9 protein-coding genes are annotated in these 11703 nt (G+C 45.5%); 1 reads left to right on the top strand and 8 read right to left on the bottom strand.

The window, feature by feature from the left end:
• Positions 1-234 precede the first annotated feature (234 nt).
• A complete protein-coding gene (locus QUF07_RS11605; protein WP_217341355.1) occupies positions 235-2073 on the top strand; it encodes a heavy metal translocating P-type ATPase in 1839 nt (612 codons plus the stop codon).
• A gap of 182 nt (positions 2074-2255) precedes the next feature.
• On the opposite strand, the gene aguA is transcribed toward QUF07_RS11605, so the two are convergent.
• From aguA to QUF07_RS11565, 8 genes are all read right to left on the bottom strand, one after another.
• The gene (gene aguA / locus QUF07_RS11600; protein WP_502879024.1) at positions 2256-3332 is read right to left on the bottom strand and encodes an agmatine deiminase; all 1077 of its coding nucleotides are present in this window, start codon (positions 3330-3332) and stop codon (positions 2256-2258) included.
• A 116-nt stretch (positions 3333-3448) separates the two neighbouring features.
• Entirely contained in the window at positions 3449-4141 is a 693-nt protein-coding gene (locus QUF07_RS11595; RefSeq protein ID WP_217341357.1) for an ABC transporter ATP-binding protein, read from the bottom strand.
• 1 nt (position 4142) lies between these two features.
• Positions 4143-5207, bottom strand: coding sequence for an ABC transporter permease (locus QUF07_RS11590; RefSeq protein ID WP_289427531.1), 1065 nt, complete (start codon positions 5205-5207; stop codon positions 4143-4145).
• Positions 5207-5737: a TetR/AcrR family transcriptional regulator gene (locus QUF07_RS11585; RefSeq protein ID WP_217341359.1), complete on the bottom strand. Its 531-nt coding sequence runs from the start codon at positions 5735-5737 to the stop codon at positions 5207-5209. The genes QUF07_RS11590 and QUF07_RS11585 overlap by 1 nt, the downstream gene beginning before the upstream one ends.
• 220 nt (positions 5738-5957) lie before the next feature.
• Entirely contained in the window at positions 5958-7013 is a 1056-nt protein-coding gene (locus QUF07_RS11580; RefSeq protein ID WP_289427528.1) for a hypothetical protein, read from the bottom strand.
• A gap of 141 nt (positions 7014-7154) precedes the next feature.
• Positions 7155-8255 (bottom strand): hypothetical protein, encoded by a 1101-nt coding sequence (locus QUF07_RS11575; RefSeq protein ID WP_289427526.1) that lies wholly within the window; start codon positions 8253-8255, stop codon positions 7155-7157.
• A 218-nt stretch (positions 8256-8473) separates the two neighbouring features.
• Complete coding sequence (locus tag QUF07_RS11570) at positions 8474-11041, bottom strand: ABC transporter permease (RefSeq protein WP_289427525.1); 2568 nt, start codon at positions 11039-11041, stop codon at positions 8474-8476.
• 15 nt (positions 11042-11056) lie between these two features.
• Positions 11057-11542 (bottom strand): glutathione peroxidase, encoded by a 486-nt coding sequence (locus QUF07_RS11565; protein WP_289427524.1) that lies wholly within the window; start codon positions 11540-11542, stop codon positions 11057-11059.
• Between the last annotated feature and the right edge of the window lie 161 nt (positions 11543-11703).

The following is an 11703-nucleotide window of genomic DNA, read 5'->3' as shown; positions in this document are numbered from 1 at the left end:
TATCTAAGCAAATTGTGGTCGTGACACCGTGAGGTGTTATTCTCACAAGCTCCTGAATTTATTCAGGAGTGGTTGACCATCACCTAAAACAAGCAGTTTACTGGCCAAAAGTAACGTGGCCATCAAGCTGCTTGTTTTAGTATGCTCATTTAATTTCAAAGCCAGCCCCCTAATTGGACTCCCTAGTTTAGAATTGTTATAATCTAGACAAGAAGAAAAATGGGAGGTTTCACTATGAGCAAATTAACAAATTATATGCGGCTCACCAGCGTTTTAGTCGTTGGCTTGATTGCACTCATTCTCCAATTTGCCCTGAAGCTGCCGCTTTATTCGCAAATTGTCATTTCAATAATGGGTTCGCTAATCGCAGGCTTAATGTTTATCGACATGGTGAAAACGATCCGCTCTGGTAAATTCGGTGTTGACCTGCTGGCAATCACCGCCGTCATTGCAACCATTGCCGTTGGCGAGTATTGGGCAGCCTTAATTGTGCTGTTGATGCTGACAGGTGGCGACGCCCTTGAAGATTATGCCGCCAATAAAGCGAACTCCGAATTACAATCATTGCTGGAAAATTCACCGCAATCCGCTCATTTAATGCAGGGTGACAAAATCGTTGATGTTAAGATTGACCAAGTCAAAGTTGGCGATCGCATCGTGGTGAAGCCTGGTGAAGTAATCCCAGTTGATGGGACGATCACCCAAGGAACTACGACCGTTGACGAAGCTTCTCTAACCGGGGAATCCCGGCCAATTGACAAGGCAGTTGGTGAGACGGTCATGTCCGGTGCCGTCAACGGCGATCATTCATTTGATCTGATTGCTGATAAGACCGCTGACAAAAGTCAATATCAGAATATTATTCGCCTGGTTAAACAAGCAGAAAGTACACCCGCTCATTTTGTGAGAATGGCTGACCGTTATGCAGTTCCGTTCACGATTCTGGCTTTCCTAATTGCCGGCGTTGCCTGGTACATTTCGAAGGATCCGGTTCGTTTTGCGGAAGTGCTGGTTGTCGCCTCCCCCTGCCCGCTGATTTTAGCGGCACCAATTGCCTTAGTGTCAGGGATGAGCCGCGCCAGTCGAAATGGCATTATCGTTAAAAGTGGGACAATCATCGAAAAACTCGCGAATGCCAGAACCTTTGCGTTCGATAAGACTGGTACCATCACCCAGGGACATTTAACCGTTGATGAGGTTTTTGCAACAGCTGGTTATACCAAAGATCAGGTACTCTCATTGGCGGCCGGTGCTGAACAGCAATCCAGTCATATTTTGGCAAGATCATTAGTTGCCGCCACCCCGGATAACATCCCCACCGCAACCAACGTGGAGGAGACCACTGCGGAAGGCGTCCAAGCAACCATTGATGGCAAACTTGTCAGAGCTGGAAAACCAGCGTTTGTCTCCAATGAGCCAATTAATGTAATTGACAAAACAACTGTTTACGTATCTGTCGATGGTCACTATGTCGGCTATGTGTCGTTCTCAGATGAGTTACGTCCTGAAGCCAAAGCTGTGATGGCCGATTTACACGGTCTGGGAGCCAACCAGATCATGATGATTTCTGGAGATCGTCAAGCCATCGCAGAAGATATTGCCAACCGAGTGGGAATCGACAAAGTTTATGCTGATCGGCTTCCTCAAGAAAAAATTGATGTTATTAAAAAAGTTGAGAAGAAGTTACGACCAGTTGTCATGGTCGGCGACGGCGTTAACGACGCGCCATCCCTCGCATTGGCGGATGTGGGCATTGCCATGGGAGCTCATGGGGCAACCGCAGCAAGTGAATCCGCCGATGCAGTTGTCCTAAAAGATGATTTAAGTTTAGTTAGTAAGGCCGTTAACATCTCCAAAGGGACCATGACAGTTGCCAAGGAATCCGTATTGATCGGGATTGCCATCTGTACAATTCTGATGTTGATTGCCAGTTTTGGGGTGATCCCGGCAATCATCGGGGCTCTGTTCCAGGAAGTCGTTGATACGGTCACAATCCTTTGGGCATTACGAGCCCGTAGCGACAAACGAACCGTGAAGATGAAGCCAAGTGGGACATTCCAGGCGTTTGGCTAACCGTAGGAGATTGTGACGAAAGGCGAATTGATCCCAGCATTTAAGTAAAAGAAGTAATACATTCTGGATTTTGGAATGCATTACTTTTTTGGCTTAAATGGCCGGGATCAGCTGTTTGGCGCAAGTTTTATCAATATAAAAAGTGGAACCCAATTTGCATTTACACTTTGCCGACTAATGGCTCAACGCTCTGGTAGCTGCTGGGTGATGCAGTGGATGTTGCCACCGCCAAGAATAATTTCCCTGGCTGCCACCCCAACCACTTCTCGATCAGGATACAAACGCTGCAGGGTCTCCTTGGCTCGCTGATCGTTTGGGTCATCAAACATCGGGAAGACAATCCCACCATTAGCCGTATAGTAATTCACATAACTGGCAGCTAAGCGATCGCCGGCCTTTCTCGGGAGGGTTCCGGCCACTGCATCAACGCCTTCGCTTTCGACTTCAGTAATCGTCACTGGGGTGGGTAAATAAAGCTTCTCAACTTGAATTCGCCGACCTTGAGCATCCGTTGAATGAGCTAAAATATCAGCGTTTTCCTTGGAAATTTCATATTGGGGATCAGTGAGATCATCCGTCCACGCCAACGCCACGACACCAGGCTTCACAAAGTTGGCAATGTTATCAACGTGGCCATTGGTTTCGTCGTGATAAATACCGCGCTTTAACCAAATCACCTTGGTCACCCCTAGGGATTGCTTCAAAATCGTTTCAATCTGCCCTTTAGACAATTCCGGATTACGCCCCTTTGAAAGCAGACACTCCTCGGTCGTGATTAAGGTGCCTTGGCCATCAACGTGAATTGACCCACCTTCCAAAACAAAGTCAGCCAATCGATACCGGTCGACCTGCGTCAATTCGGTGATCTTCTGGGCAACGCGATCGTCCTTGTCCCAAGGGAAATACAGGCCATCGATAAGGCCGCCCCAAGCATTGAACTGCCAGTCAATACCTCTTAGCTCACCTTCATCGTTCTTCACAAATGTCGGGCCGCAATCTCGTACCCAAGCATCATTGGCAGAAAGTTCCACCACTTCAACCTCTGATGATAATAAATGGCGGGCATTTAGGTACTGATCATCAGAACCCCCCATTGTCACATGCTCAAATTTGGCAATTGCCTTGGCGACATTGGCAAAGGTTCGTTGCGCCGGTTTGGCACCGTTTCGCCAATTATCCGGGCGCTGTGGCCAGAGCATATAAACCCCTTGGTGTGCTTCAAATTCGCCTGGCATCCTAAAGCCGTCTGCAGTTGGCATTGTTTGTAAAGTTCGCAATAGTTGTCATCCCTTCCGGCTTGTCAGCAATTTCTTAGTTGGCAAAATTATACCAAATTCCCCACAGCTAACAAAGAAATCCGTTCTTCCAATAACGCTTATTCAGCCGGTTGCTTATTAGTGGCTTGGGTCATTTTACCATCCATAATTTGATAAGTTTTATCGGCAAATTCCATCAATCGGACATCATGAGTGACAACGACCACTGCTTTATCACGGGTTTCAGCCAACTCTTTGAATAATTTACCAACTTCAGCCACCCTGGCACTGTCCAAAGCAGCCGTCGGTTCGTCCGCTAAAACAATATCCGGGTTAGCAAACAACGCCCGGGCAATGGCGACTCGTTGGGTTTGCCCACCTGACAACTCGCCAGGAAATTTGTTAGTTAGGTTCTCGATGCCCAGTTGCGCTAACAATTCTTTTAATTCAGCCTGATTAAGATTTCCTTGCCGCTTGACCTTGTTCACGAAGTCAAACTGCTCCTTGACTTTCAGGTAGGGCACTAAGCTATATGATTGCAACACGAAGCCAATTTGGTTTAACCGCAACTTATCTCGCTGAGCAGTAGACAGCTTGGCCATCGATTTTCCTTCGACTGAAACTTCGCCTGAGGTCGGCGTCTGCAGACCACCGGCAATCGTCAAGAACGTGCTTTTCCCTGATCCAGATGGGCCCACCACCAAAATTAACTCACCGCGATCGGCGGAAAAATTGATATCGTGGAGCACGTGAACCTTACTGACGCCTGATCCAAAGCATTTGTTAATATTGTTAAGTTCAATTACTGACATGTTATCCTCCAATCACTTTAACGGGATCCACGGTGGCAATCTTCTGGGCAGGGATTGCCGATCCAATGAAGCCCATAATCAGCAGGCCAATCGAGATCCAAGTTAAGACGGGTAAATTAAACGCCATTGGCACCCCAATTGGAATCACACTAGCGGTTGCAGCGGTTAGAGCCGCTCCAATCACTAACCCGGTAACCATAAGAATCAGCGACTGACTGGTAATGGTCGACACAAGCGTCCTTGCAGGAATCCCCTGCGCCCGCAAAACAGCATAAATCGGCAAAGCCTGCATCGTTAGAATGTACAGGAACACCGCGATGATGATCAGTGAAATGATCATTAAGAAACCGATCATGAATCCAAAGGTCGTGTTTTCAGCGGAATAGCCCGGCAGCTTCGAAATAAAGTACGAAATTGAGTAAGTCTTCAAATGATCATCTTTGGCGTTATACTTGGCATTTTTAGACACAATTGCGCTCCCAACAACTGGCACGCCTTCCATGGCACGTAAATGTTTCCAGCTCGGAATCGTTCCATAAATGACTGGGGCAACATTTAACTTAGCATTCTTTGTGAAGCCAACAATCTGATATTGATCATTAAATGAGTTCAGCGTGACCTTATCACCTAATTTGTAGCCATCATCCTTGAATTTCTGATCGACGACAACCTCATGATTACCACGAGCTTTGCGGCCAGATGAAATTTTTAAATCATTAATGATAAATTGGCTTTTTTTAGCACCAATGAATGATGCAGAAATTTTTTCCTTGCCTTTGTGTTTGGCAACCACCGGCGTCGAGCCAATCACCGCTTCTTGGGCCGATAGTTTCGCGTCTTTTGCCTGGTCAGTGGTGATAACTGATTGGGTGAGGCTCACATTCGAATCTTTGTTGAGCACAATGCTTTTAGCATCCCAGGAATCAATTGCTTGGGTGTTCTCACCCGCAAGGCCAAACGCCAATCCCGTTAAAATGAAGATCAAGTAGGCAATTAAGACGATCATTGACACGATTAACCCATACCTAAGCTTTTCGTGTCGAATTTCTTTAAGTGCAAGATACATTAGATGTTCCCCTTTCCTGCTAATAAGTTTAGTGCGTCTCTAAATCGGTTGAGAACCATTTCTCTACGATCCGGTTTGATCAAAATTTGCTTAATGGTTTCGTGGCTTAAAATCATGGCAGCCCATTCTCGACTGCTGAGTCGATCTGCTTGCGATTCATCATTGTTGCCAACCAGTGACTCATTTCGGGTGAGGTGCATTTCGATCAACTGTCGGTAATGACTGCTCATGACACCATCCACAAATGAGCTGACCTGTTGCATATAAACCGCCGGATTAAATGTTTGGGTGGCGACTTCTTGATCGATCCTAGTATGAATGTCCTTCATTGCCACACCGTAGATATAACGATAAGCATCGGTGAGATCGTCAAAGTACTTATAAAACGCTCCCCGGGCAATGCCAGCTTTCTTCACGATGGGGGCAACTTGGGCTTCGGCCAGCGGGTGGGTACTAAATTCTGTCAGCAACGCTTCTTGAATTTTGGCCCGTTTTTCAGGGTTGAGATTTAAAAATGTTGATGTTACCATGAACTGCTCCCTTCAATGACATCATGTCACTTTTTCTAAAGTATACACGGCAGATGACACCGTGTCAACTTTTTTAAATAAAAAGAGGCTGAAACCCCAAACGATCAGTTTAGATCAACCTCTGATTAGCTTATTTAATTATCCGATGATTGGTTGTTCAGCATAACTAGCCCTGATTTGCAGCAGTTTCTCCAAGGAACAAACCGCTTAACGGTTCATATTAATACGCCGTTGTCGAACGCAGTAATTCAGGATTGCGGTTACTCAACAAGAATGCGTGCCCGCCATCGAAAATCATACTTTCAAATTCTCGGTGAGACCGGAATTTCGTATATTTGATGTCACTTGGTCGTAAACTGCCGCGGCCATTTAATTTCCTGGCCGGCAAGGTTTGGATTGAATCATCGGACACCAAGTACAGCCGACCGTTGTGGGGATTGTACCCCATTGATTGTTCATGAGTCCCAGTCCGGTGTCTCAACATTTGCTTAGCCAAGGTAACGTGGATCGACTTAGCACCTAGTCGAGCTTTATAAAGCTTAACCATGCCGCCTGAAATGCCCCACCAATATGCATGACCTGAGTTATCAAATGTCAAATCATGCCCGGCAGGAACGTTGGCGCCACCATTACTCATGTGGAACTTGATTGCCCGATTAGGCTTCAATGATGACATGCTGATCCGCTGAATCGTTGACCAAGTCGTTGGCTTCATATCAGCCCGATCACGCCACATCCAAATTGCGTGCTGCTTCTTGTTGTATGCTAGCGATTGACCATGACCGACATTGAACATTGGGCCAACTTTCATTCCCGGCGTGCTCTTGATGAGCGATCCTTGAACTTTTGAAAGGCTCCAATTGTTCAGGGTACTCTTGTTATATCGGACAACGAATCCTTTACCATGAAATTGGTGTGGTGCATACAGCACGAATAAATACTTACCTGCAAATGCTGCCGCCTGTGGGTTGGTCAAATCACGACTCGACTTTCCCAACGCCATGTGCGTGTTTGGCAACAAATACTTGGTCTTCAAAGCCCATTTAGTCCCGCTGACGCTTTTGATTGTATCGACGCCGCTTGGATTTTTGGACCAGCCGTAGTTTGGATTGGCTTTGACAAACTTAACCTTGCTGTTATTCACAACCCGCAAACCAGAATAACGACTGATGGCATTACTGCGCTGGACATACGTAGCCGCATTAGCCGTGGTACCAGCAACTGCAGCCAAAGATAGGCCGGCAGCTACCCCCAATAATAGATTTCTAAATTTCATAATACCCCTCCAGATATATTTTTTAGAATAACTAAATTGTACTATTATTATCAGAAAATACGATAGCTTGCTGCTAATTTTTTTAAAGTCATTTTTGGCCATCAGGATAACATGGATGCCCTTATAGCAACCGTTCACGACCTAATACGACCGATCCGCCTGCAATACTTCTGGGCAATGGTTAACCAGCAAATTTCCACGTGAACTGCCATCATAGGCGATTCCTTCAAATTCCCGTTTCGGGCCGAATTGGGTCCACTCAAAACTGTGGTTGGTCAAATGCCCATGACCTCGTAATCCCTTGGCTGGGAAGCTGGCAATTGAAGCATCTGACAGCATTAGCAGTCGCTTGCGAACCGGGTTATAACCCATACTTTGGATTCGAGTTCCAGGCAGGTGTTTCAGCACTTGGTGAGTCAATCGGAACTTAACCGAGCGTTTGTGAATCTTACCCTTAAAAACGTATGCGCCCCAACCTGGAAATGACCAAAAATAGGCATTTCCAGAACGATCAAAGGTTAGATCATGGCCGCCAGGAACATGGGTCCCGTGACTGTGTAGCGAAAACCGAATTGAGTGATCTGGCCGTAATGTTTTCGTCTTAATGTGCTGGATATAACCCCAATTGCTAACAGGCACTCTTGGTGCTTTTTCCTTATCACGCCACATATAAAGGCCTTTGTTCTTCCAATTATATGCTAACGATTGACCGTGACCAGTTGTGAAAATCGGCCCCACTTTAATGGCTTTTTGAACCCGTTTTTGAGTTGTTGAATACTTCTTGTGATGCTTCACATAGGCATCCCGCAACTCCTTTGGATGTAATCGAACGCCTATTTCGTCCAACATTTGCGTATTAAATCGAACAATCCGGCCCTTGTTGCGCAAATGAGTTGGGCAATAAACGATATACATATACTTTTTCCCGGTCATGGCAATAGACTGAGGGTTACCCCAGTGCTGGCCGTTTTTTCCAGGTGACGGCAAAATATATCGAGTGATAAACGTCACTTTTTTGCCTCGCTCCGACTTGATTTTATGCGCTTTGGAAGTGTGGGCAACGTGGTAATACTTATGGGGAACTTTAACGTAATGAACTTTTTTATTGTTCAATGTGCGTAAACGACCTCGATACAGCCCTGATGACCGCTGATAATAAACCTTGTATTTGGCGTGAGCAACAATCGGCGCCCCCAGCGCCATCGCCAATACAAAGCAAAGAAATGTTTTAAGGAACTTCACAGAACAATACCCCCTCAGGTATAAAAATATTAAGATTTTATAAAATAAGTTAATAGTTATATGTTATGACAATACTAAACCGTTGTAAACAGCAAAATAACGCCAACTCTCAAGGATGAGTCAGCGTCAAGTTTTAATGCTTATTAGATTATGAAACAGAAGGGGTATCTTGAAACGTGGTTTGTCGTGCCAACATGAGTTAGACCACTCCGCTCACGCTATTCCTGTGCAGCCAGCGAATCCATCATATCGATGTTTTTCAACTTGTAATGCGTCATGACCCCCACGATCAAGCTGAACACGATCGTCAAGATGGCCGACCAAATATAGCCTGGATAATGAATGGTCAAGGGAAACAAGATTGCCCCGGTTTGTGCCTTAATCATAATGAAATGATGCAGCACAATTCCAATGAACCAGCCAAAAATAATGCCTAAGATTGTCAAAATAACATTTTCTCTCGCAACGTAGGCCGTGACTTCGTTGTCATAGAATCCCAGTACTTTAACCGTCGACAGTTCCCGCATTCGCTCGGAAATATTAACGTTGGTCAAATTATACAGAACCACTAATCCTAAGGCACCCGATAATGCGATAAAGATCAAGACAACTGAACTCAGCCCACCAGTCGTCAGCGAACCGCCAGCATACCTCGGATAACTAACATTTAACACGCCAGCTTGTTTGAACAAACGTTGATTCGTATCATGGCGGGCAGTTGCATTGCCATCTTTAATTTTAATCAGTCGTGAAGTTGGCTGGTAGTTGGTTTTAACTGCCTGTTCATAATACTTTGGCGTCAGATAAAGGTAATGACCGGCGTAGTTTTTAGTTATCCCACTCACTTTAACTTTCACCAATTTATTACCAACCTTGACTGACAAGCGACTACCCTTTTTGGCCTTCATATCAGTTGCCAATTTTTCGGTAATGATCACGCCATCACTTGTGAGGTGCTCTTTACGATTTGTATGGGGGTTCGTCAATGTCACGTACTTGTCAAAATTGGTGTTGAACTTCGGCGAAATCATCGTCACCGTCGCATTACGCTTGGTTACTTTGGTTGGCGAGACCGTCACAGATTTAACGAGGGCTTGCTTTTGGGCACTGATATTTTTGTCGTGGATCTGTTTATTGGCAGCCGACAAGGTCACAATCCCTTGATAATGCTGAACTTGGCTAAATTGATCCGGCAGTAAATCGTTCACTGAATTACGAATGCCAAATCCCGCCAGCATTAACCCAGTACAACCCGCAATTCCAACGATCGTCATGATCATGCGGCCCTTGTACCTGAACAAGTTTCGGTAGCTGACTTTCTGATTAAAGCTCAAACGTCGCCAAAGCGGCTTAATCCGCTCCAGCAAAATGCGCTTTCCAGCCTTGGGGGCCCGTTCGCGCATCAGATCCGTTGGCTTTTCTCGCAGGTTGACAATGAGCACAACGGCCGCGCTGCCAAGTGTGGCAGTCAATCCGGCAACTAGGACTTCGATTAAATAGCCCCAGGGAATAACGCCGACATAGTGGGTTAAATTGTTATTACTCAACATGTTGAAGATGAATTTCGGTAACGTCAGCATTCCCGCCACGCCGCCAATTAACGAACCTAACATGCCTGCGAGAAGTGAATAGATCACATACTTCATCGAAATGACACCCTTTGTATAGCCAAGGGCGCGCATCAACCCAATCTCCCGCCGATTTTTCTCGATCATTCTAGAAATTGTTGTAAAGGTAATTAACACTGCAATGAACAGGAAGAAGCCTGGGAAAATAACCGCGATTGCCGCGATACTCTTCGATTCGTCAAAGTAATCCTGATAACCAACGTTGGTCATCCGATCACCATACATATAGACTGCAGTGGGGGTTTTAAGCAGCTTTGTCTTGGCAGAAACGAGCTGTTGCCGACCTACTTTCAGCTTGTTAGCAGCAGTCTTCATTTGAGTTGTTTGATAAGCTGCCGGTACGCGTGATAACTGACGAGTCTGCTGGTCAAGTTGTTTAAGCTTTAAATTGATCGTTGTCAGTCGAGAGCCAACGATCTCTCTTCGATGTTGTTCAGGACGCTGGTTGAGTTGCTTTTCCAATTTAGCTTGATCGCTTTGTACCCGCTCATTATACTTATCGGTTCCTGCAGCTAAGCCGGCGGTATTGTTAAATTTGACCGCAATTGAGCCATAAGTACTTTGATTAAATGCCTGCTTCGGTAAGTAAGCAAAATAGTCAATTTCCCCACTACCTAGATTGGTCGTTCCCCGATCGGTCGAACTCACAAATAATGGCGAATTAACGAAGCCGACAATTTTGTAGGTTTGCTGGCGAAGTCCTGCTGTTTTTGGGACGCGATAGGCTTGTCCAAGCTTGTAACCGCGCTGCTTGGCCTTTGAATCCAATACAATTTGGTCACGGGATCGTGGCAAATGGCCCACCACCAGCTTTAGTCGGTTCAGCTTGGCCAATTTGGAAAATGACGCCACTGAAACGACCTCATCTTGAGATTTCTTGGTCACAACCATGTGATTGGCCTCCGCCGTTTTAACATGGGGCGCATCTTTGATGAGTTGTAAGTCTTGCCCAGTGAGGCCAAGGGTTGAGGTGACAGTTAAATCTCCCAGGTGATACTGATTAAAATACCGAGCAGCTGAATTGTCCAAATCAGGGCCAGTTGCCCGGATACCGACATATAGCAAAGACCCCAGCAAAATAATCAGGACAATCGAAATAAACTTGCCCCAAGAATAGGTAATCTCTCGCAAAGTCGCTTTAAAATAGGTCGTATTCATTTAATCCATCACCTGCTATTTCAAGATTTCTTTTTTGTTCAAGGCAGAATAGATTTCTTCCTCCATTGCATCAGGCTTGGTAATCGGCGCAAATCGGTGAATCAACTGGCCATCTTTACCAATCAGAAATTTGGTGTAGTTCCACTTGATGCGGCCATGACCAGACTGTTGTTTCAGGTAAGCAAACAACGGATCTTCGCCTTCACCATTGACAACCACGCGTTTGGTCATTGGGAAAGTCACGCCGTAATGGAGCCGACAGTAATCGTCAGCTTCCTCGTCGTTCGCCAATTCTTGATGAAATTGATTTGACGGCAGGCCAAGAACGACGAAGCCTTGATCCTTATATTTCTTGTATAGCGATTCCAATCCTTCAAGTTGTGGTGCCAAGCCACATTTACTTGCCGTATTGACGATCAGCACGACTTTATCTTTGAACTGCTTGAGGTCAATCGGCGTACCGTTCATTTCTTGTTCGGAAAAATCATAAATTGAAGTCACTGGGGTCACCTGTCTTATTTTTAGTTTATATATTGAGTGTAGCCTATGTGAAGGGAAAACGGAACCGGGGTATGTGGAAAAAAAGGGTTCTACAATATCTGTTGTTGGTAATAGATTTTATCTATTACTGATGACAGATTTTTTGTTTCTCGTTAGAATAA

It is taken from the genome of Lentilactobacillus sp. TOM.63, from assembly GCF_030361045.1.
Classification (GTDB): domain Bacteria; phylum Bacillota; class Bacilli; order Lactobacillales; family Lactobacillaceae; genus Lentilactobacillus; species Lentilactobacillus dabitei.
The sequence above is the reverse complement of the archived record's forward strand: the minus strand, read 5'-3'. Positions and strand labels throughout refer to the sequence as shown.